Genomic DNA, 22,380 nt, shown 5'->3' on the forward strand with positions numbered 1-22,380 from the left:
TTTATAGTATTCAGTATTCAGTATTCAGTGCGCAGTGCCTACTGCTGACTGCCAACTGTAACTATTATTTTTTATTACTCCTCTAATCTAATGTCTAATCCTAAACCTTTTAATTCATGCATTAATACATTGAATGATTCAGGTAATCCAGGATCTGGCATTGGTTCACCTTTAACAATACTTTCGTATGTTTTAGCTCTACCAATAACATCATCAGATTTTACAGTTAATATTTCTCGTAAGGTACTTGATGCACCGTATGCCTCAAGTGCCCAAACTTCCATCTCACCAAAACGCTGACCACCAAATTGTGCTTTACCACCTAATGGTTGTTGAGTAATTAATGAGTAAGGTCCTATAGAACGTGCATGCATTTTATCATCTACCATGTGGCCTAATTTAAGCATGTAAATTACACCAACTGTAGCAGGCTGATCGAAACGCTCTCCTGTTCCACCATCATATAAGTATGTATGACCGAAACGTGGTATTCCAGCTTCATCAGTCAATTCATTAATTTGATCTAAAGTAGCACCATCAAAAATAGGAGTTGCAAATTTGCGACCTAATTTTTGACCAGCCCAACCAAGAACAGTTTCATAAATCTGACCAATATTCATACGTGATGGTACCCCCAGTGGATTTAATACTATATCAACTGGTGTTCCATCTTCTAAGAATGGCATATCTTCTTGACGAACAATACGTGCTACGATACCTTTGTTACCGTGACGTCCTGCCATTTTATCACCTACTTTAAGTTTACGTTTTTTAGCAATATAAACTTTAGCAAGTTTGATGATACCTGCTGGTAATTCATCACCTACAGAAATAGTAAACTTTTCACGTCTTAAAGCTCCTTGTAAATCGTTCTCCTTAATTTTGTAGTTGTGAATTAAATCTGCTACTAATTGATTGGTATGCTCATCTGTTGTCCATTTACCTGACACTAAATGTGCATAATCATCAACAGCATTTAACATTTTTAAAGTGAACTTTTTACCTTTTGGCAATACTTCTTCACCTAAATCATTATAAATACCTTGAGCAGTTTTACCGTTTACAATAGCAAATAATTTATCAACTAAAACAGCTTTTAATTCTTCAAATTTTCTATCATATTCAGCTTCTAAAGCTAAAATATCATCTTTATCTTGTGCTCTTTTACGTTTATCTTTTACAGCTCTAGAAAATAATTTTTTATCAATTACAACGCCATTTAATGATGGTGAAGCTTTTAATGATGCGTCTTTTACATCACCAGCTTTATCACCAAAGATAGCACGTAATAATTTTTCTTCTGGTGTTGGATCAGATTCTCCTTTTGGTGTAATTTTACCAATTAAGATATCACCTGGTTTAACTTCTGCACCAACACGAATCATTCCGTTTTCATCAAGATCTTTTGTAGCTTCTTCTGAAACGTTAGGAATATCATTAGTTAACTCTTCATTTCCTAATTTTGTATCTCTAACTTCTAAAGAATACTCATCTATATGGATAGATGTAAAGATATCTTCACGTACTACTTTTTCAGAAATCACAATGGCATCCTCAAAGTTATACCCTTTCCAAGGCATAAAGGCTACTTTCATGTTTCTACCAAGGGCTAATTCTCCTTTTTGGGTAGCATAACCTTCACAAAGTACCTGACCTTTAGTTACTCTATCACCTTTAACAACAATTGGTTTAAGGTTGATAGAAGTACCTTGGTTCGTTTTTCTGAATTTTACTAAAGGATACGTTTTAACATCAGAATCAAAACTCACTTTAGCTTCATCTTCTGTACGGTCGTATCTAATTTTAATTTTAGTTGCATCAACATAAAGTACCTCACCTGATCCTTCTGCATTTATTAATACTCTAGAATCTTTAGCTACTTGACGCTCTAAACCAGTACCAACAATAGGAGCATCTACTCTTAATAAAGGTACAGCTTGACGCATCATGTTAGACCCCATCAATGCACGGTTTGCATCATCATGCTCTAAGAAAGGAATTAATGACGCTGATATTGACGAAATTTGGTTCGGTGCAACATCTGTATAATGTAATTCTTTTGGATCTATTACAGGGAAATCACCTTCCATTCTGGCAATAACTTTATCGTGTAAAATCTTACCATCATCATCAACTTTAACAGTTGCTTGCGCAATTAGTTTTTCTTCTTCTTCCTCTGCACTTAAATAAGTTGGTTCATTTTTAATATCTACTACACCATCAGTTACTTTTCTATATGGTGTTTCAATGAATCCCATAGAATTCACCTTTGCAAATACCGATAAAGATGATATTAAACCAATATTTGGTCCCTCTGGTGTTTCAATAGGACATAAACGACCGTAATGTGTATAGTGAACGTCACGAACCTCGAAACCAGCTCTCTCACGAGATAAACCTCCTGGTCCTAAAGCTGATAAACGACGCTTATGAGTAATCTCTGCTAATGGATTTGTTTGATCCATAAACTGAGATAATTGGTTGGTACCAAAGAATGAATTAATTACAGACGATAAAGTCTTTGCATTAATTAAATCTATTGGCGTAAACACCTCGTTATCACGAACATTCATACGCTCACGAATAGTACGTGCCATACGAGCTAAACCTACACCAAACTGAGAAGATAATTGTTCACCTACCGTACGTACACGACGGTTAGATAAGTGATCAATATCATCTATCTCTGCTTTAGAGTTGATTAACTCAATTAAATATTTTATAATAGTTATGATATCTTCTTTGGTAAGCACTTGCTTGTCCATTCCAATATCAAGACCTAATTTTTTGTTCATTCTGTAACGACCAACTTCACCTAAAGAATAACGTTGATCTGAGAAGAATAATTTATCAATTATTCCACGAGCAGTTTCCTCATCTGGCGGTTCTGCATTACGTAATTGACGGTAAATATGCTCAACAGCTTCTTTTTCAGAGTTTGTTGGATCTTTTTGAAGTGTATTATGAATAATAGCATAATCACCTTGTTCAGGTGTTTCTTTATGTAAAAGAATGGTTTTAACCTCTGCACCTAAAATTTCTTCAATATGCTCTTTTTCAAGCACAGTATCACGATCAAGCACAATTTCATTACGCTCAATAGATACTACTTCACCTGTATCTTCATCAACAAAATCTTCATGCCAAGTGTTAAGTACACGTGCGGCTAACTTTCTGCCTAAATACTTTTTTAATCCCGTTTTTGATACTTTAACTTCTTCAGCTAAATCAAAAATTTCTAAAATATCTTTATCGCGTTCAAAGCCAATAGCTCTGAATAATGTTGTTACAGGTAACTTTTTCTTTCTATCAATGTAAGCATACATTACCTGATTGATGTCTGTAGCAAATTCAATCCAAGAACCTTTGAAAGGAATTACCCTTGCTGAATATAATTTTGTTCCATTGGCGTGGAATGACTGCCCAAAGAACACCCCTGGTGAACGATGTAATTGAGATACTACAACACGTTCTGCTCCATTGATTACAAATGTACCGCTAGGTGTCATGTAAGGAATGGTTCCTAAATAAACATCTTGAACTATAGTTTCAAAATCTTCATGTTCAGGGTCTGTACAGTATAATTTTAGTCTTGCCTTTAGGGGAACACTGTAAGTTAGTCCTCTTTCAATACACTCTTCAATAGTATATCTAGGTGGATCTATGAAGTAATCTAAGAATTCTAAAACAAATTGATTACGAGAGTCTGTGATTGGAAAATTTTCCATGAAGGTATTATAAAGACCTTCGTCACCTCGTTCTTCTGACTTTGTTTCTAATTGGAAAAAATCCTGGAAGGATTTAATTTGAATATCCAAGAAATCTGGATATTCTGTTCTATTTACAATAGACGAGAAATTTAATCTTTCAGCTTGTGTTGACAACATCAATGAACGGAATTTTGATTAAAAAAAATAGTGATAGCGTATGTACTCTTTATATACGCAAAATGGTTTAGGTCTTAGAGAATCATCCTCCAGACCTAAACCTTTATGTTTTTAGGTTACTTAACTTACTTAAGCTCAACCTCAGCTCCAGCCTCTTCTAATGAAGCTTTTAAGCCTTCTGCTTCGTCTTTAGAAACACCTTCTTTAATAGCACTTGGTGCCTCATCAACTAATCCTTTAGCTTCTTTTAAGCCTAAACCAGTTAATTCTTTAACTAATTTTACTACAGCTAATTTAGATCCACCTGGTGCTTTAAGGATTACATCAAACTCAGTTTTTTCTTCTGCAGCTTCTCCTCCACCAGCAGCACCTCCACCAGCAGCAACAGCTACAGCTGCAGCAGCAGGCTCAATACCGTACTCATCTTTTAATATAGTAGCTAACTCATTAACTTCTTTTACTGTTAAGTTAACTAATTGTTCTGCGAAATCTTTTAAATCTGCCATTTTTCTATCGTTTTAATAAATTTTTAATAATAATATAATTGTAATAAGTGCGTACTTTTTAATACTACCCTTCTTTTTCAGAAAGAGTTTTAATAATACCAGCCAGTTTTCCGCCTCCTGATTGAAGTGCAGATACAACGTTTTTAGCTGGCGATTGTAATAATGTTACAATTTCACCAATCAACTCTTCTCTAGACTTGATATCTACTAATACGTCTAACTGTTCATCGCCAATATAAATAGCTTCCTCAATAAATGCTCCTTTTAATAAAGGCTTATCTGATTTTTTACGGAAGTTTTTAATTAACTTAGCTGGTGCATTACCAGTTTCGCAATACATCACAGATGTATTTCCTTTTAAAACCGTAGGAAGGTCTCCAAAATCTTTATCTGAAGCTTCCATGGCTTTTTCTAGTAATGTATTTTTAACTACGGCCATTTTTACGTTTGCTTTAAAGCAAGCACGACGTAAATCTGAGGTTGTTCCTGCGTTTAACCCTGAAATATCTGTTAAATAGATATTTGTACTATTAGCTAATTCGCCAGTTAATTCCTCAATTACTTGTGATTTTTCTTCTCTTGTCATAATAAAAGTTTTTAACTAAGGTTAATTAACCAATCTTAGGGTCAATAGCAACACTAGGACTCATAGTAGATGACATGTAAATGCTTTTTACGTATGTTCCTTTTGCCGCAGTTGGCTTAAGTTTTATTAATGTTTGTAATAATTCATTTGCATTACCAGCAATTTTATCAGGACTAAATGATGCTTTACCAATTGCAGCATGAACAATACCAGTTTTATCAACTTTAAAGTCAATTTTACCAGCTTTTACTTCTCTTACTGCTTTAGCAACATCCATAGTTACTGTACCAGTTTTTGGGTTAGGCATTAAACCACGAGGACCTAATACACGACCTAAAGGCCCTAATTTACCCATAACGCTTGGCATAGTAATAATAACATCAACGTCTGTCCAACCACCTTTAATTTTATCAAGGTATTCTTGTAAACCTACATAATCAGCACCTGCTTCTTTAGCTTCTGCTTCTTTATCTGGTGTTACTAATGCTAATACTTTCACATCTTTACCAGTACCATGAGGTAATGAAACCACGCCTCTCACCATTTGATTAGCTTTTCTAGGATCTACACCTAAACGTACTGCTAAATCAACTGATGCATCAAACTTAGTATTGGTAATCTCTTTAATTAATGCTGAAGCTTCATCTACAGAATAAAGTCTTCCTTTTTCAATTTTCGCTACAGCTTCTTTTTGCTTCTTTGTTAATCTTGCCATTTCTAATGTTTTAAAGATTAATTAGGGAATTCCCCTGTTACAGTGATTCCCATACTTCTTGCTGTACCAGCAACCATTTTCATAGCAGACTCAACAGTAAATGCATTTAAATCAACCATTTTGTCTTCTGCAATAGTTTTAACCTGATCCCAAGAAACTTTAGCTACTTTTTTTCTGTTTGGTTCTCCAGAACCCTTCTTCACCTTGGCCGCTTCTAATAATTGTACTGCAGCTGGAGGGGTTTTAATTACAAAGTCGAAAGACTTGTCTTTATAAACCGAAATTACAACTGGTAATACTTTACCTGCTTTATCTTGAGTTCTAGCATTAAATTGCTTACAGAACTCCATGATATTAACTCCAGCAGCACCTAGAGCGGGTCCAACCGGTGGCGATGGATTCGCAGCACCTCCCCTAACTTGTAGCTTAACTACTTTACTTAACTCTTTTGCCATTTTTAATAATTTAGTTTGATACAGTTCTTATAAGTTGGAAGCTTAAGAATGCATCTATTATATAGTGTAACAATTATTATACTTTTTCTACTTGCATATAGCTTAGTTCTAATGGTGTTTTTCTTCCAAAAATCTTTACCATTACTTCAAGCTTACGCTTTTCTTCATTAATTTTTTCAATGGTACCATCAAATCCATTAAACGGACCATCAATAACTTTAACAGTTTCACCTTTTGTAAATGGAATGGCTACATTAGTAGTTTCTTCTACCGATAGTTCATCTACTTTACCTAACATTCTATTTACTTCAGATTGTCTTAACGGCACTGGATCTCCTCCTTTGGTTTCTCCTAAAAATCCAATTACATTAGTAACAGATCTGATAATATGAGGAACCTCTCCCGATAAATTGGCTTGAATCATAATATATCCAGGGAAATAAACTTTTTCTTTACTTATTTTTTTCCCGTTTCTTATCTGAATTACTTTTTCGGTAGGCACTAATACTTGATCAACATAATCTTGTAAACCTAAACGAGCTATTTCATTCTCAATGTAAGTTTTAATTTTGTTTTCTTGACCACTTACAGCCCTAACTACATACCACTTTTTTTCGCTAACTTCAGACATAATTTTTTATTAACTACTTAATTAAATCAAAGTAAAAACCAATAACTTTACTAAACACTGTATCTACTCCCCATATTGCTAAAGAGAAAACAATTGTAAATACAGCTACTAGCACGGTTAAACTTTGAGCTTCTGCCCAAGTTGGCCAACTTACATTAGTCTTAAGTTCATTAAATGATTCTTTAATATAATTTACAAATCCTGCCATTTATAATTTTATTTGCACGGGTTGCGAGACTCGAACTCACGACACCTGGTTTTGGAGACCAGTGCTCTACCAACTGAGCTAAACCCGTAAACATAAGTCAAGGTATTCCGACAAAAACGGAATACCTTAGGCTTACACTATATTTAACTGTATTAGTCTAAAATTTCAGTTACCTGACCAGCACCTACAGTTCTACCACCTTCACGGATAGCAAAACGTAAACCAATATTCATTGCAATTGGCTGAATTAACTCAACAGTAATAGTTAAGTTATCACCAGGCATAACCATCTCAACTCCATCAGGTAAAGAAATATTACCTGTTACATCAGTTGTACGTACGTAGAATTGAGGACGGTAGTTGTTATGGAATGGAGTATGACGTCCACCTTCTTCTTTTTTCAAGATATAAACCTCTGCTTTAAATTTAGCATGTGGAGTTACAGAACCTGGTTTACAAATTACCATACCTCTTGAGATTTGAGTTTTCTCAATACCTCTTAATAAGATACCAGCGTTATCACCAGCTTCACCTCTATCTAATATTTGACGGAACATTTCAATTCCTGTAATAGTAGAAGTTAATTTTTCAGCTCCCATACCAATAATTTCAACAGGATCTCCAGTATTAGCAATACCAGTTTCAATTCTACCAGTTGCTACAGTACCACGACCTGTAATAGAGAATACATCTTCTATTGGCATTAAGAAATCTTTATCAATTTCTCTTGTTGGCTCTTCAATCCAGTTATCACAAGCCTCCATCAATTCTAAAACCGTATCTACCCATTTTTGCTCACCGTTAAGTGCACCTAAAGCAGAACCAGAAATTACAGGACCATTATCTCCATCGTACTCATAGAAGTTTAATAAATCTCTAACTTCCATATCAACAAGCTCTAAAAGCTCTTCATCATCAACCATATCAACTTTGTTTAAGAAAACAACGATACGAGGAATACCTACTTGACGACCTAATAAGATATGCTCACGAGTTTGTGGCATTGGACCATCAGTTGCAGCAACAACTAAGATAGCACCATCCATTTGAGCAGCACCAGTTACCATGTTTTTTACATAATCGGCGTGACCTGGACAGTCAACGTGTGCATAGTGACGGTTAGCTGTTTGATACTCTACGTGAGATGTATTAATTGTAATACCTCTTTCTTTTTCTTCTGGAGCATTATCAATCTGATCGAAGTCTTTAGCTTCAGATAAACCTGCATCTGCTAATACTTTTGTAATAGCAGCTGTTAAAGTTGTTTTACCGTGATCTACGTGTCCAATAGTACCTATATTTAAATGTGGTTTTGAACGATCAAAAGTTCCTTTTGCCATGTTAAAATAATTTAATCTTAGTTATATAATAATATTAGTGTATATTCTAAATTCTTTTCAAAATTGAGCCAACGACGGGATTTGAACCCGTGGCCTCTTCCTTACCAAGGAAACGCTCTACCCCTGAGCTACGCCGGCGTAAAGTGTTTACATCCTCATTTAATTTAAATGAGATTCCTGCCTTCGCAGGAATTTAGAGCGGGAGACCGGGTTCGAACCGGCGACATTCAGCTTGGAAGGCTGACGCTCTACCAACTGAGCTACTCCCGCATTTTCGCAAACTATTTTAGTTGCTTGGTTTTAATTAGAATTACCTCACTACGCTCAACGAACCTAGATTAGAAATCCTACTCAAATAATTTTAAAATGCAGCTTTACAAAAGTGAACTTTTGACAACTCCTTAATTTAAAATTACTTGTGGGAAGAGCAGGATTCGAACCTGCGAAGGTAAAAACCAACAGATTTACAGTCTGTCCTCGTTGGCCGCTTGAGTATCTTCCCAATTTAATATCCAGTATTTTAAAGAACTTATCTTCTTTTATTTGAGCCGATGGAGGGACTCGAACCCACGACCTGCTGATTACAAATCAGCTGCTCTAGCCAGCTGAGCTACATCGGCGTTTTTATACGTTTTTTTGCATAAAAAAAGTCCGCTATTTCTAACGGACTGCAAATGTATTGATTTATTTTTTTATTCAAAACATTTTTTAAGAAATTTTATTTATAAATGTGCTCTTAATTTCTCTTTTCGTTTTTTTAGCTGTCTTTCTAATGATGAAACTGCCATATCTACACCTTCTTCAAACGATTTACATTGTTTTTTTACTACAAAAATATCTCCGGGAACGCTTACTCTTGCTTCAAAAACTTTGTTTTCTTTGTCACTAGTATTTTCTAATTTTAAATAAACATCTGATTTAATTACTTTGTCATAAAACAAATCAAGCTTATCCATTCTTTTTTGGATAAAATCTAATAATTTTTTGTCTGCGCTGAAATTAACGGACTGCGTGTTTACTTTCATACTTTTCTTTTTATGGTTAGACAATAATTTCATGCTGTTATTTTCTGCTTCTTGGATGTGCTTTAATGTGCACTTTTTTTAATTCAGCTATACTGTTGTGAGTATAAATTTGTGTGGCAGCCAAACTAGAATGTCCTAAAAGTTCTTTTACAGCATTAATATCGGCACCTTGGTTTAGTAAATGTGTTGCAAAAGAATGTCTTAGTATGTGAGGACTTCTTTTTACTTTTGAAGATGCCTTACTAAAATAGTTATTTATTATTCTGTAAACAAGTGTTTCGTAAATTTTAACCCCTTTTTTTGTTAAAAACAAACTATTGGTATCTTTTATATTTTCTAATTTTTGCCTTATTTCTATATACTTACGCATTGTTTGCTGTACTGAATATAATAACGGCACCATGCGTTCTTTATTTCTTTTACCTAGTACTTTTAACGTTTTATTATCAAAATCTATACTAGACAGTTTTAGGTTAACTAATTCTATTCTACGAATACCTGTTGAATAAAATAGTTCTACTATTAATTTATCTCTTATGCCTTCAAAATCATTTTCATTAAAATCATCTATAACCGCTATTATTTCTTTTTCTGAAAAGGGCACTTGCACTTTTTTACTTGTTTTTAAAGCTTTGTGTTTTGCTAGTGGATTTATTTTAATGTCTCCCACTTTTAAGAGGAATTTATAGTAGGTGTTTAGTGCAGAAACTTTTCTGTTAATACTTCGGTTAGATACTCCGTTTTCTACCATTGATACTATCCAACTTCTAATTTGTGAATAGTTTACATTATTAATATTGTTAGTTTGATATTCTGAATTTACAAATTGTAAAAAGCTATTTAAATCATTTTGATAAGCTTTTACTGTTAACTTTGAATACTTTTTTTCTAGCAATAAATAATCTGTAAAAGGAGATAATGGCATTGTACTGAAATGGGCTTTTGTTAAAGATAGCACTTTATTTTGAAGCAAAAAAAAATCCCGCAAAAAGCGGGATTAAATTTTATATGAACACGAAAGACTAAATATCTTCTGCATCTCTTAATTTTTGAATGTATTGCGCTTTCTGTATTTGCGCTCTACGTGCTACCGAAGGTTTAGTAAATTGCTTACGTGTTTGTAGCGCTCGCTTTCTACCTGTTTTATCAAATTTTCTTTTGTAACGTTTTAACGCTCTATCTATATTTTCTCCTTCTTTAATTGGTATTATTAACATAGTGTCTTAACCTCCCTTCTTTTAAAATTTTGGAGTGCAAATATAAAAATTATTTCTAATTCAGAATTTTTAATTAAAAAAAATTATGTTACTGGTTTATAACTTTTTTTATCGATTATTATTTTTGATAAAATTTCTCTTAAAATTTCTGAAGTACCGCCCCCTATTGGTCCCAACCTACTATCTCTTAAAAGTCTTGCCATTGGATACTCTTCCATATATCCATAGCCTCCTAAAAATTGCAAGCAATTATAAATAACATCATCTGCCATTTGTGTAGATTTTAATTTAGATATGGTAGCTTCTTTTACAACATACATTCCTTTATTAAGTTTATAGGCAACTGAATAATTGAACTCTTTGCAAACTTCCATATCTGCATATAAATCTGATAATTTATGACGAAGAGCTTGAAACTTATCTATGGTTTTACCAAACGCTAAACGTTCTGCCATGTATTGCTTTGCATAGTCTAAAGCATATTCTGCTCTGGCGTGAGCGTTTACCCCCATTACTAATCTTTCTAAAGAAAAATGCTGAAGAATATAGCCAAAGCCTTTATTTTCTTCTCCTAATAAATTACTGGCTGGTATTTTCACATTATCAAAGGCTATTTCTCCAGTATCGGATGCTCTCCAACCTAACTTATCTAGTTTAGTAGCAGATATCCCAGGTGTTTCTCTATCTACAACAAATATGCTAATGCCTTTATTACCTAATTCTGGTTTTGTTTTTGCAGCAACCACTAAATAATCGCTATATACACCATTAGTAATAAATGTTTTAGACCCGTTTAAGATATAATAATCTCCTTCTTTAACTGCTGTAGATCTTATTCCTGCCACATCACTACCACCAAATGGTTCTGTAATACAAAGACAACCTAATTTTTCTCCAGATATACTTGGAGTCAAATATTTTTGTTTTATAGCATCAGTTCCTTCAGTATTAAGATGGGTCATAGCTAAATAAACATGAGCCCATAATGCTGCTGCAAACCCTCCTGAGTTAACTTTTTGAAGCTCTTCTAAAAGAATTACCATATAGAACATGTCTAAATTTAAGCCGCCATAAGCCTCTGGATAACTAATTCCTAAGAAACCCATGTCTCCAAATTTTTTCCAAATAGATTTATCTATATTACCTGTTTGCTCCCATTGTTCTATATTTGGAACCACTTCTTTTTTTAAAAAATCTTGAAGGCTTTTTCTAAAAAGGTTATGTTCTTCGGTGAAGTACATACTGTTCATCTGCACACTTTTTTAATAGAGCGACAAATATAATTTAATTATCTCTATTTTATTTACTGGGAAGTCTTTTACTTTTAATAATTCATCTAAAGACTTGTATCCTTCTCTTAATATGCGCTGCTCCACTATATTATGAGCTACTTCATAATCTATATGCTGAATGGTTACCAACTGCTCTACGGTTGCCGTATTTAAGTTTATTTTTTCTATTTGCCTTGGTGTTTTTACAGTAAACTCATTGGTAATACGCTCAATAACTTCGGGTGTTAAACCATAAACATCTAATAATTGAACATCTGCAATAAAACCACCTACAAACTTATTTCTAAATTTTACAATTCTTTCTGAAAGTACTTCTCCTATACCATTTATGCGTTGTAATTGCTTAGCAGTAGCTTTGTTTAAATCTTTTTTTTGACTGAAGGTTTTTGGAGTATTACTATACTTGTAGTTTGTTTTTGATTTAGGTGATGGATTTGTTACCCATTCTGGAAACTTAAAATATGGTGAAATGGTTTTTAAAAGAGAATCTGAAACTTTAGTTACTTGCTGAAACTGTTGGGTAGAATTAATCCATTTACCTTGTTTTCTAAAAGCTAACAACCTATCAATTTCTTCATTACTCATTCCTAATGTAGCCCCTTTATAATCTGTAATATAATTTGGATTGAAAGGAAATATTTTTGGTTTTCTAGATTCTATTTCAATCTGTTTTAAAGAATCTATTTCGTTTGTAAACTTAGTGAGTGCTTTTTGGTTTACAACAATATCTTTTGAAGAAAAATCGATAAAAAAATAAGCACACTGAAAAAGGATTATGAGTAATATTAATAAAAAAATCCCATTCCGCTGTTCTTTAGTAAACGTGAAATGAGATTTCATATTTTTATAAATTTTGTTTTACATATGTTTTGTTAAGTCTTCTGCTCCTTCATCCATAGCATCATGCTTAACGTTAATAGCTTTTAAGTATTTTTTAAGTTCTCTACTAATAATTGGAGATAATACAACAACTCCAATTATGTTTGGAACTACCATGGCAAAAATCATAGCGTCTGAAAAATCTATTACTGCACCAAGACTAATAGACGAACCTACCACAACAAAAAATAAGAATAATATTTTATATATCAAATCACTTACTTTTCCTTTTCCAAATAAAAACACCCAACCTTGCATACCGTAATAAGACCATGAGATCATGGTAGAAAAAGCAAACAATATAACAGCTATTGTTAATATAATTGAAAAATGCGGAATTACACTATCAAAAGCGGTGGCTGTAAGTTCTACCCCCTCTTTAATAGGCACTCCATATTCCATAAAGCTACCATCAAAATTAGTAATTACTATAACCAAGGCTGTCATGGTACAGATAACTACGGTATCAACAAAAGGTTCTAAAAGTGCCACAATACCTTCACTTGCTGGATACTTTGTACGTACGGCAGAATGTGCAATAGCTGCACTACCAACACCTGCCTCGTTAGAAAAAGCACCTCGTCTAACTCCTTGAATCATCACACCTACTAATCCGCCTGCTATTCCTAGTCCAGAAAATGCCCCTTCAAAAATTAACATAAAAGCATCATCAATAAGACTCCAATTGGCTGCTAAAATTATTATAGCTGCTAAAACATAAATACCAGCCATAAATGGTACAATTTTCTCAGTTACAGAGGCTATTCGTTTAATACCACCAATAATAACAATGGCAACAATAACAGCCATAACTATACCGAAATACATACCAGCATTATCACTTTCAAAATTGAATAATTTAACAAATTGTGCTGCTGCTTGGTTTGCTTGGAACATATTTCCACCACCAAAGGACCCTCCTATAACAAAAATGGCAAATAGTACTGCTAGTATTTTACCTAGAGGTTTTAAACCTTTTTCTCCAAAACCTTTTGTTAAATAGTACATTGGCCCACCGTAAACCGTTCCGTCATGACCAACATCTCTATATTTTACACCTAAAGTACATTCTGCAAACTTAGATGCCATACCTAAAAGTCCTGCTAATATCATCCAAAAGGTAGCACCGGGTCCACCAATAGAAAGCGCAACGGCTACTCCAGCAATATTACCAAGCCCCACAGTTGCAGACAAAGCAGCTGTTAAAGCTTGAAAATGCGATACTTCACCATGAGCACTATCATCTCTTAAGGTTTCAAAAACATTGTGATCAACATTATCTGTTGGATCTCCATATAAAGTATCTGCTCCGTGTTTTTCAATATCTTCGTATTTACCCTGTACTACTCTTAAAGCGGTTCTAAAACCTGTAACATTTATAAACCGAAAATATATGGTAAAAAACACAGCGCCACCAATAAGTACAATTAATACCCATGGAATTTTATATTCATCAGAAAATGGAATTTCATAAAAGACAGCTTCAACAAACCACCCTGTATACTCTTTAAAAACCCTATCGATTTTTTCAGAGGTTGATTCTTGAGCAAATGTTAATAATGGAAAAATAATTGTAGAAAGAGATAGAAGATATTTCTTCATAATATATATTGAGTTAATTAATTTCTTTAGAAAAAACGACCATTTAAGCTAGCAAGATGCTAAAAATAATTGATTTTTTAAAATTATAACTGTTAATCAATGGGTTTCATTTTCAATATTGAAAACAGAATTTAACTCTTCTATTTGTTCTGGACGCCCCAAAACTATAATTTTAGAATTTGGTTCTAATACAGTATCTGCTTCAGGATTAACAACATAATCTCCTTTTGCGTCTTTGTAACCTATAATATTACAGCCTGTTTTTTTTCTTAAATCTAAATCTTTTATGGTTTGTATTTCATTTGAATGATGTAGCTTTTCAACAGCAACTTCTTCAATGTTAATATTAGATTTTCCTACAATTGACAAATTATCAATAAACTCCATTAAACCAGGAACCACAACTAAAGATGCCATATGATCTCCACCAATCATATCTGGTAAAATAACATTATTAGCTCCTGCAAATTTTAATTTATTATAAGATGATTCTTGAGACGCTCTGCTAATTATATTAATATTTTCATTCATTTGTCTAGCAGATAGTACTACAAATAAATTATCGGCATCATTAGGAAGCGCCGATATAAAACTAGAGGCTCTATCAACACCAGCTAACATTAATGTTTCGTCTTCATTAGCATTTCCTATAACGTAAGGAACTCCATCTAAGCGCAAACGTTCTTCAACTTCTTTATTTTTTTCAATAATGACAAACGATTTATTATGGGCCATAAGCTTTCTAGCTGCTTGTTTTCCGTTTCTTCCGTAACCACAAATTACAACATGGTTACTAAAACCATCTATTTGTTTTTGCATCTTTTTGTATTTTATTTCTTCAAAATGATTTCTGCTTAAAATGTACTCTGTTATAATAGAAAGCGCATAACCTACAATAACTATACTAGCTAAAATTAAAAATATTGTGAATATTTTACCCTGTTCATCTAGTGGTTCTACCTCTCCAAAACCTACGGTAGTCATGGTAATAACAGTCATGTACAAAGAATCTACCCAAGAGTAATTTGAAATTGTCATAAACCCCACAATACCAACTAGCATTAAAAAAACTAGTAAAATTATGGACGTATAAATTTTAGATCTAAAAAGTCTAATTAAAGGGTTACTCATACATTTACAAATCGAAAACAGACGAACGCTTGGTGTAAACTAAATCTTTAATACGCATCCAAAATGCTAAAAATAAATACAAAGCAAACCCAAAGCCAAGTGTAACAAATGTTAAATACATAAATGATGTACGTACAACTTTTGCCCTAATACCTAACCTATCTGCTATACGCTGGCATACATAATAGCCATGTTTTTGAAAAAATAATAAAGGTTTATAAACATTCATGCTGCAATTTAAACTTTAGTTTACAAGTTTAAAAGTTTATTTATTTAAAATTGAATTACCTACGGCACATTGTAAGCATTTATTTTTATCACAGTACGTTTTTTTTAGCTGAATTAAAGCCTGTGATTGTAATGCAGATTTTGATACTTTTTTTAATTTATTAAAGGCTGAAATTATACTATTATTTTCTGAAGCTATGTTATTGGCTATTTCTAAAATAACACCATCTATAGGCGTTCCTTTTTGTTTAGAATAACAAAATTTTATTGGCAAAATGGTATTAATCAATAATAAATCTGTAAACGATTTTGACAATGTTTTTGATGCTTGTTTTGATTCCTTTTGAAAAGTATAGTGGTTTTTCCAATAATCTGAAGCCGATACTTTAAACAATTTATAAAAGTCTTCTACTTTATTAGTTTCATTAATTTTTGAAAACAAATTTTGATGTTCATGATACAAACTGGCTAATTGCGATAACCTAATAGTAGGAAAGTTTAAAGGCCGCAACCTAAAAAACTGTAATGGTAAGACTGATTGGTTGCTTAAACCAAATTTTTGATTTAAAAACTGATACTCGCGTTTTAAGTTTATAAAATACGCATCTTCAATATCATCATTTAATAAACTAGCTTGCCCAAATAAAAGTGCCTCTAAAGCTAGTTGATTGGATTGTACTTTTCTTATAACCGAAAAATCTACCGATTGTGCTATACTTAAAAACGATTCGCCATTAACTTTCAATCCAAAGTTTTTGGTTATCATTTTAAACAAAACAGACTCCCAATTGTTTTTAGAATCCTTCAACAGTTGTTCTATGGTTTTTGCTTTTGTTTCTAAACGTTCAAAGTACAAACGTTCTAGCCAATTGTTTAGAACAAAATCATCAGTTTGGGCAAAATCTTGCTCACAATTAATCCACTTATTTTGTTTAGAAAACAAACTCTGGTAGTTATTTAAAATATTAGCTTCAACTAAATTTTTCAACACTAAAGTGGGAATTACAGAATTGTTTTTTCTAAAAATCTGGGTATCATCTTCCCAAACTACGTGTAAAATTACATTATCATAGGCTTTATCATTTTCATGATTATGTAAAAACCAATCAGATGATTTAATATGAATCTCAACATTACCAGCCCAAAGTTGCCCATCAATTTTAATTTGAGCATTAAAAAAATCTGGTCCAGAATTTAAGTTGTGTTGCCCTACAGAACTAATTACAACAGATTCTCCGTTGGTTGTTTTTAAATTATGAAATTGAAACTTTTTGTATTTCCAGATATAATGTAAAAAATCTTCTTGCACCTCTCTAAAATATGAAAAGTTCTCTAAATTTGTACACAGATTTAATCTTTATCATGGAAGCATTAACATTAACAACACCCGCTTTATTATTTTCTGCAATATCATTAATAATGTTAGCTTACACCAATAGGTTTTTAGCATATGCAGCAACTATTAGAAATTTACACGATAAATACGTGAAAAATAAAAAAAGTGTATTAATTGCTCAAATAGAAAATATAAAAAAAAGACTTTATTTAACGCGCGCTATGCAAATCTTAGGCATTAGCAGTTTGTTACTATGTGTGCTAACCATGTTTTTAATTTACATAGATCAACAAATTATTGCAGTTTGGGTATTTGGTGTTGCATTACTTTTATTAATAGCCTCTTTAGCGCTTTTAATTGTAGAAATTCAAATTTCGGTAAAAGCTTTAGAACATCATATTAGCGATATTGAAAACAGTTAACAAACTTGATTTTGTAATAATTTTCAACTAACTTCGTTTGGGTTTGGATATGAACTATTGAAACGATTTCATAACAATCCGTTGTACACAATATTGGAGATGAACCAAGAGGTCGATAAAAAAATAAAAGAACTAGAAAAACTGGAATCAGAAATTATCTCACTAGGAAAGGAAATGCACAAGGGAGAAACGTTTCCTATTGACCTTTTAGCTAACTCAGTTCTGGATCGAAGTTTAAAACTAATTTTTGGCTTTACTGCTTTAATTAGAAACGAAAACTATATTGCTGCTTGTCATCTTGTTAGGTGTCATTTAGACAATATACTTCGTTTTTCTGCTGCTTGGTTAGTTGAAAACCCTCACACATTTGCGACCGAAATTATTAAAGGAAAGCAAATGGACAAAATTAAAGATAGAGAGGGAAACTATCTAAGAGATTGGTATTTAAGAAATAAAATGAATGAAGAGTTTCCTTGGATAGAAAATGTTTATAAGGAAACATCAGGTTTCATACATTTAAGTGATAAGCATTTTTTTGCAGCAACAAAACTAATTGACGGTAAAGAAAATATTATTGAATTAAGTATAAGCAAAAAAGACATCACTATAAACGACAATTTGAGAATTGAAGCCATAAATGGAATGATTGAAATAACAAAAATTCTATTTTCGTACATTGAAGGTTGGATTTGTACAAAACAAAATAAAGAAACTTAAAAAATACTGTATACTACAAGTCACACAAAAATAATGTTTAATTCTATGCTTAATCAAGAGTCAGTGCTCTTTTAATACTTCTGTTTTTCCTGCGAAAAATCCTCGCGCACAAAACCACACTATATCTTATACATAACCACCAAACAAAACTTCCAAAACCGTACTTTCCTAAAGTTATTAATTCAGTGATACTAAACTTTAGCTAATCAAACCTAATAGCCTTTACAGGTGATATTTTTGTAATAATATAAGAAGGTATTAAAAGCATTAATAAGCACAGTAAAAGTGTACCAATATTTAAGGCAAATACATAACCAAAACTAATATAAACAGGAGCTTCTGTAACGTAATACACACTAGGATCTAACGGAAATAGTTTTAAATATTTTTGTGCAAAAAGCAGCCCTAGCCCTAAAATATTGCCCCAAAATAAACCAAGAATTATTAGATAAGAAGCGTTGTAAAGAAATAGTTTTCTAATACTCCAATTACTACTTCCTAAGGCTTTTAAAATACCAATCATTTGGGTACGTTCTAAAATTAAAACCAATAATGCAGTAATCATATTTATACCCGCTACCAAAATCATAATACCAATAATACCATAAATATTAGTATCAAAAATTTTAATCCATTCAAAAATAGAACTGTATTTATTGGTTATAGTTTGGGTGTTTAAAACCGATGGAATGCTTTTATAAATTTCTTCACCTTTTGTATCTAACTCATTATAATTATCAATAAAAACCTCAAAATTTCCAATTTGGTCATTTTCCCATTTATTAATACGCTGTATATGCCTAATATCGCCAATAATAAAGTTAGCATCAAAATCTTGAAATCCAGAATTATAAATACCAACAATGGTATATGTAATAATGTTTGGTAGTTTTTCTGGGTCTTCTTTTGGAAACACCATTTGAAACGTTTCATTCAACTTTAATTCTAACCTATTGGCTAAATATTGCGATATTAAAACATCCTCGTTACGTTTATTTGAATAATCGGGCAGTTCTCCTTCTATTAAAAATTCTTTGAAATACTTCCAATTATAATCTGCCCCTACGCCTTTTAAATAGGCACCTTCAAAATCATTATCGGTTCTAATTATACCAAATTTTGAAGCTACAGCTTGAATATGCGAAATCCCCGCTACAGTTTTAAACTCCGGATAAAACTCTTGATTAATTGATATAGGTGTAATACTTTCTTCTGTATTATTACTATCGTAATTAGTAATTAGTACATGCCCATTAAATGCCACTACTTTATCGCGTATTTTTTGTTGTAAACCAATACCCGTTGCAATAGCTATCATCATCACAATCAACCCAATAGCAATTGCAGCTATACCAATTTTTATTATTGGCGCCGAAATACTACTTTTATACGACTTACTACTAATTATGCGTTTAGCTATAAAAAACTCGAAATTCAATTTTATAATGCGATTTAATGTTTTCAAAAATACAGTTTTATTATTTGTTTTAGTACTAATTTCTTGTGCTTCTAAAGTGAAAAAAGATGAGGATGCCCCTAAACAAGTTCAGGGTGACAAAAGTGTTATTGTTGGTGCTAACCAAACCAACGTGTATTTACCTCTTTTAAAAGGAAAACGAGTTGGTATTGTGGCAAATCAAACTAGTGTTATTTTTAAAGAAAAAGATTCTTTGTTTTTAGTTGACCCCGAAACTAATGAAACTAAATTTGAAAAAATTATTTATGAAAGCACGCACATTGTTGACTCATTACGTTCTTTAAATATTGATATTAAACAAGTTTTTGCTCCAGAACACGGCTTTAGAGGAAAGGCCGATGCAGGAGAAGTGGTTAAAGATGGTGTTGATACCAAAACGGGGATTCCTATTATATCGCTTTATGGAAACAACAAAAAACCTAAGCCAGAGCAACTTAAAAATATAGATATTGTTGTGTTTGATATTCAAGATGTAGGAGCACGTTTTTACACCTATATTTCTACATTACATTACGTTATGGAAGCTTGTGCTGAAGCTGGTATTCCTGTACTAATTTTAGATAGACCAAACCCAAACGGACATTATATTGACGGTCCTATTTTAGAACCCAAACACAAAAGTTTTGTGGGCATGCACCCCATACCCGTAGTACATGGTATGACTATTGGTGAATATGCTAAAATGATTAATGGCGAAAAATGGTTAGCAAACGGTGTACAATGTGAGCTAAAAGTGATTCCTATTAAAAATTACACACACCAAACTAAATATAGTTTACCCATAAAACCAAGTCCTAATTTACCTAATGATATTGCTATAAACCTATACCCTAGTTTATGTTTTTTTGAAGGCACAAACGTAAGTGCTGGTAGGGGCACCAACTTACAATTTCAAATTTATGGCAGTCCGTTTTTAAATGCCGAAGTTTTTAATTTTCAGTTTACGCCTCAACCCAATGAAGGTGCTAAATACCCAAAACATCAAGGTAAAATTTGCTATGGCGAAAAGCTAAACAACAAAGCTAATTTAAATTATCTTAACCTTGAATGGTTAATAAAAGCGTACCAAAACACTACTGATAAAACTAAATTTTTCAATGCTTTTTTTATTAAACTTGCTGGTACTGAAAAGTTGCAAAAACAAATTGAGGCTGGTTTAAATGCTAATGACATTAAAGCTACTTGGACTGAAGGTTTGGAACATTTTAAAACAATTAGAAAACAGTATTTAATTTATCTGTAATTACTTTGCGTTAGGGATTGAGGTATTTGTTGGAGCTCCTCATAGAGAGCGACTGCCGAAAGCCCGACCTTTAGGTAACGCCCGTAAAAAAACTAATTTATAAATCTGGATTTATAGTTGGCTTATCATATTTCTGAAAAGGTTGTTTTAACAGCTCTCCTATATGGGTATTTTTCTTTTCATTAGGAAATACATCAACGCCATAAACAATTTTATTGGCATCTAATTTCATGAAAGTACCAAAGAGTCTGTCCCAAACAGAGAAAATATTTCCGTAGTTAGAATCTGTATACGGCAAGCGGTAATGATGATGCACTTTATGCATATCTGGAGACACTATAACGTAGCTTAAAACAGTATCAAAACGTTTTGGCAACTTTATATTGGCATGGTTAAATTGTGTTGCTACAACCGATAAAGATTGGTACAACATTACCAATGCTATGGGTGCGCCAATAACAAAAACCCCTAACAAAGTAAATACATACCTAATGACACTTTCTAGCGGGTGATGCCGATTTGCTGTGGTGGCATCTACATTATGATCTGTATGATGTACCAAATGCACCATCCACAATGGTTTTACTTTATGCTCTATTAAATGAGGTAAATAGGCACCTACAAGATCCATTAATAATAAGCCCACTACAGCAAATAACCAAAGTGGCATTTCTGGTAACCAATACAAGATTCCAAAACTATTACTCACCACCCAATCTGATGATTTTAACAGTAAAAAGGCCAACGGTAAATTTACCAATACAGTAGTAAGTGTAAAGAAAATATTTGGTATGGCGTGCTGCCATTTTTTATAAGGTTTGCCAAATAATGGCATGATACCTTCTAATAACCAGAAAAAGGTTAAACCTCCAACTATAATTATTGCACGGTGTAGCGATGGTATGGTTTCAAAGTAATTTAAGAGCGCCTCCATGACTTATTTAGTTTTTCTAAATATACAATAAAACCATAAACTATGCACGCATAGTTTATTTTAAACGTTGTTTCATGGCTTCAACAATATTAAAAGCTGCCGGACAAATAGCCACATTTTTAAGTGTTAGGTTAGAAATTTGCTGAAACTTTTTTCTATCGGTATGCGGAAATTCTCTACATGCTTTAGGTCTTACATCATAAATAGAGCAATAATTATCAGCTCCTAAAAAAGTACACGGTACTGTTTGCAAAACATAATCGTTGTCTTCATCTATCCTTAAATACTGTTCAATAAATTGTTTGGGTTTTAACCTGAAAAACTTAGCAATACGCTCAATATCTTTATCTGTAAATAACGGCCCCGTTGTTTTACAACAGTTAGCACATTTTAAACAATCGGTTCTTTCAAATTCTTCCTCGTGTAACTCCTGCATTATATAATCTAAATTCTTTGGAGGTTTCTTTTTTAATTTCTGAAAGAATTTTTTATTCTCGTTATGCTTATCTTTGGCCTGCTTTGGAAGATTATCTATAATGTCTTGCATAG

At 32.6% G+C, this 22,380-nt stretch carries 23 protein-coding genes and 5 tRNA genes; 3 read left to right on the plus strand and 25 right to left on the minus strand.

Going from position 1 to position 22,380, the window contains the following annotated elements:
- Positions 1–74: 74 nt before the first annotated feature.
- From rpoB to BWZ22_RS01955, 22 genes are all read right to left on the minus strand, one after another.
- The gene (gene rpoB, locus BWZ22_RS01850; RefSeq protein ID WP_076697649.1) at positions 75–3,887 is read right to left on the minus strand and encodes a DNA-directed RNA polymerase subunit beta; all 3,813 of its coding nucleotides are present in this window, start codon (positions 3,885–3,887) and stop codon (positions 75–77) included.
- Positions 3,888–4,012: 125 nt separating this feature from the next.
- Positions 4,013–4,393: a 50S ribosomal protein L7/L12 gene (rplL, locus tag BWZ22_RS01855; protein ID WP_076697650.1), complete on the minus strand. Its 381-nt coding sequence runs from the start codon at positions 4,391–4,393 to the stop codon at positions 4,013–4,015.
- Positions 4,394–4,457: 64 nt separating this feature from the next.
- Entirely contained in the window at positions 4,458–4,979 is a 522-nt protein-coding gene (gene rplJ, locus BWZ22_RS01860; RefSeq protein ID WP_076697652.1) for a 50S ribosomal protein L10, read from the minus strand.
- Between the two features lie 25 nt (positions 4,980–5,004).
- On the minus strand, positions 5,005–5,694 hold the full coding sequence (rplA, locus tag BWZ22_RS01865; protein WP_076697653.1) for a 50S ribosomal protein L1: 690 nt from the start codon (positions 5,692–5,694) through the stop codon (positions 5,005–5,007).
- A 17-nt stretch (positions 5,695–5,711) separates the two neighbouring features.
- Positions 5,712–6,149: a 50S ribosomal protein L11 gene (rplK, locus tag BWZ22_RS01870; protein WP_076697654.1), complete on the minus strand. Its 438-nt coding sequence runs from the start codon at positions 6,147–6,149 to the stop codon at positions 5,712–5,714.
- A gap of 76 nt (positions 6,150–6,225) precedes the next feature.
- On the minus strand, positions 6,226–6,780 hold the full coding sequence (gene nusG, locus BWZ22_RS01875; RefSeq protein WP_076697655.1) for a transcription termination/antitermination protein NusG: 555 nt from the start codon (positions 6,778–6,780) through the stop codon (positions 6,226–6,228).
- A 13-nt stretch (positions 6,781–6,793) separates the two neighbouring features.
- Positions 6,794–6,988, minus strand: coding sequence for a preprotein translocase subunit SecE (gene secE, locus BWZ22_RS01880; RefSeq protein ID WP_076697656.1), 195 nt, complete (start codon positions 6,986–6,988; stop codon positions 6,794–6,796).
- Between the two features lie 15 nt (positions 6,989–7,003).
- A tRNA-Trp gene (locus BWZ22_RS01885) sits at positions 7,004–7,076 on the minus strand.
- Between the two features lie 64 nt (positions 7,077–7,140).
- The gene (tuf, locus tag BWZ22_RS01890) at positions 7,141–8,328 is read right to left on the minus strand and encodes an elongation factor Tu (RefSeq protein WP_076697657.1); all 1,188 of its coding nucleotides are present in this window, start codon (positions 8,326–8,328) and stop codon (positions 7,141–7,143) included.
- 66 nt (positions 8,329–8,394) lie between these two features.
- Positions 8,395–8,466, minus strand: a tRNA-Thr gene (locus BWZ22_RS01895).
- A 59-nt stretch (positions 8,467–8,525) separates the two neighbouring features.
- Positions 8,526–8,598, minus strand: a tRNA-Gly gene (locus tag BWZ22_RS01900).
- Between the two features lie 149 nt (positions 8,599–8,747).
- A tRNA-Tyr gene (locus BWZ22_RS01905) sits at positions 8,748–8,830 on the minus strand.
- A gap of 44 nt (positions 8,831–8,874) precedes the next feature.
- Positions 8,875–8,948 (minus strand) — tRNA-Thr (locus BWZ22_RS01910).
- 102 nt (positions 8,949–9,050) lie between these two features.
- Complete coding sequence (hpf, locus tag BWZ22_RS01915) at positions 9,051–9,353, minus strand: ribosome hibernation-promoting factor, HPF/YfiA family (protein WP_076702223.1); 303 nt, start codon at positions 9,351–9,353, stop codon at positions 9,051–9,053.
- 37 nt (positions 9,354–9,390) lie between these two features.
- The gene (locus BWZ22_RS01920) at positions 9,391–10,278 is read right to left on the minus strand and encodes a tyrosine-type recombinase/integrase (RefSeq protein ID WP_076702226.1); all 888 of its coding nucleotides are present in this window, start codon (positions 10,276–10,278) and stop codon (positions 9,391–9,393) included.
- A 97-nt stretch (positions 10,279–10,375) separates the two neighbouring features.
- A complete protein-coding gene (rpsU, locus tag BWZ22_RS01925) occupies positions 10,376–10,570 on the minus strand; it encodes a 30S ribosomal protein S21 (protein ID WP_076697658.1) in 195 nt (64 codons plus the stop codon).
- A gap of 83 nt (positions 10,571–10,653) precedes the next feature.
- Complete coding sequence (locus tag BWZ22_RS01930) at positions 10,654–11,820, minus strand: acyl-CoA dehydrogenase family protein (protein ID WP_076697659.1); 1,167 nt, start codon at positions 11,818–11,820, stop codon at positions 10,654–10,656.
- 12 nt (positions 11,821–11,832) lie between these two features.
- Entirely contained in the window at positions 11,833–12,702 is an 870-nt protein-coding gene (locus BWZ22_RS01935; RefSeq protein WP_076697661.1) for a helix-hairpin-helix domain-containing protein, read from the minus strand.
- A gap of 18 nt (positions 12,703–12,720) precedes the next feature.
- Positions 12,721–14,343 (minus strand): sodium:alanine symporter family protein, encoded by a 1,623-nt coding sequence (locus BWZ22_RS01940; protein WP_076697662.1) that lies wholly within the window; start codon positions 14,341–14,343, stop codon positions 12,721–12,723.
- Between the two features lie 96 nt (positions 14,344–14,439).
- Positions 14,440–15,474, minus strand: coding sequence for a TrkA family potassium uptake protein (locus BWZ22_RS01945; protein ID WP_076697663.1), 1,035 nt, complete (start codon positions 15,472–15,474; stop codon positions 14,440–14,442).
- 4 nt (positions 15,475–15,478) lie between these two features.
- A complete protein-coding gene (locus tag BWZ22_RS01950; RefSeq protein WP_076697664.1) occupies positions 15,479–15,703 on the minus strand; it encodes a PspC domain-containing protein in 225 nt (74 codons plus the stop codon).
- A gap of 36 nt (positions 15,704–15,739) precedes the next feature.
- Positions 15,740–17,011, minus strand: a complete 1,272-nt coding sequence (locus BWZ22_RS01955) for a DUF2851 family protein (protein ID WP_076697665.1) — start codon at positions 17,009–17,011, stop codon at positions 15,740–15,742.
- A gap of 53 nt (positions 17,012–17,064) precedes the next feature.
- Here BWZ22_RS01955 and BWZ22_RS01960 point away from each other — a divergent pair, with 53 nt between their 5' ends.
- Both BWZ22_RS01960 and BWZ22_RS01965 read left to right on the plus strand, forming a co-directional pair.
- On the plus strand, positions 17,065–17,460 hold the full coding sequence (locus BWZ22_RS01960; protein ID WP_076697666.1) for a DUF2721 domain-containing protein: 396 nt from the start codon (positions 17,065–17,067) through the stop codon (positions 17,458–17,460).
- A 99-nt stretch (positions 17,461–17,559) separates the two neighbouring features.
- Positions 17,560–18,177, plus strand: coding sequence for a hypothetical protein (locus BWZ22_RS01965; protein ID WP_076697667.1), 618 nt, complete (start codon positions 17,560–17,562; stop codon positions 18,175–18,177).
- Between the two features lie 202 nt (positions 18,178–18,379).
- Here BWZ22_RS01965 and BWZ22_RS01970 read toward each other — a convergent pair whose 3' ends face one another.
- The gene (locus tag BWZ22_RS01970; protein WP_076697668.1) at positions 18,380–19,615 is read right to left on the minus strand and encodes an ABC transporter permease; all 1,236 of its coding nucleotides are present in this window, start codon (positions 19,613–19,615) and stop codon (positions 18,380–18,382) included.
- Positions 19,616–19,622: 7 nt separating this feature from the next.
- Here BWZ22_RS01970 and BWZ22_RS01975 point away from each other — a divergent pair, with 7 nt between their 5' ends.
- Entirely contained in the window at positions 19,623–20,897 is a 1,275-nt protein-coding gene (locus BWZ22_RS01975) for an exo-beta-N-acetylmuramidase NamZ domain-containing protein (protein ID WP_076702227.1), read from the plus strand.
- Between the two features lie 97 nt (positions 20,898–20,994).
- Here BWZ22_RS01975 and BWZ22_RS01980 read toward each other — a convergent pair whose 3' ends face one another.
- Positions 20,995–21,831, minus strand: coding sequence for a sterol desaturase family protein (locus tag BWZ22_RS01980; RefSeq protein ID WP_076697669.1), 837 nt, complete (start codon positions 21,829–21,831; stop codon positions 20,995–20,997).
- A 55-nt stretch (positions 21,832–21,886) separates the two neighbouring features.
- Complete coding sequence (locus BWZ22_RS01985; RefSeq protein WP_076697670.1) at positions 21,887–22,378, minus strand: YkgJ family cysteine cluster protein; 492 nt, start codon at positions 22,376–22,378, stop codon at positions 21,887–21,889.
- Between the last annotated feature and the right edge of the window lie 2 nt (positions 22,379–22,380).

It is taken from the genome of Seonamhaeicola sp. S2-3, from assembly GCF_001971785.1.
Classification (GTDB): Bacteria; Bacteroidota; Bacteroidia; order Flavobacteriales; family Flavobacteriaceae; genus Seonamhaeicola.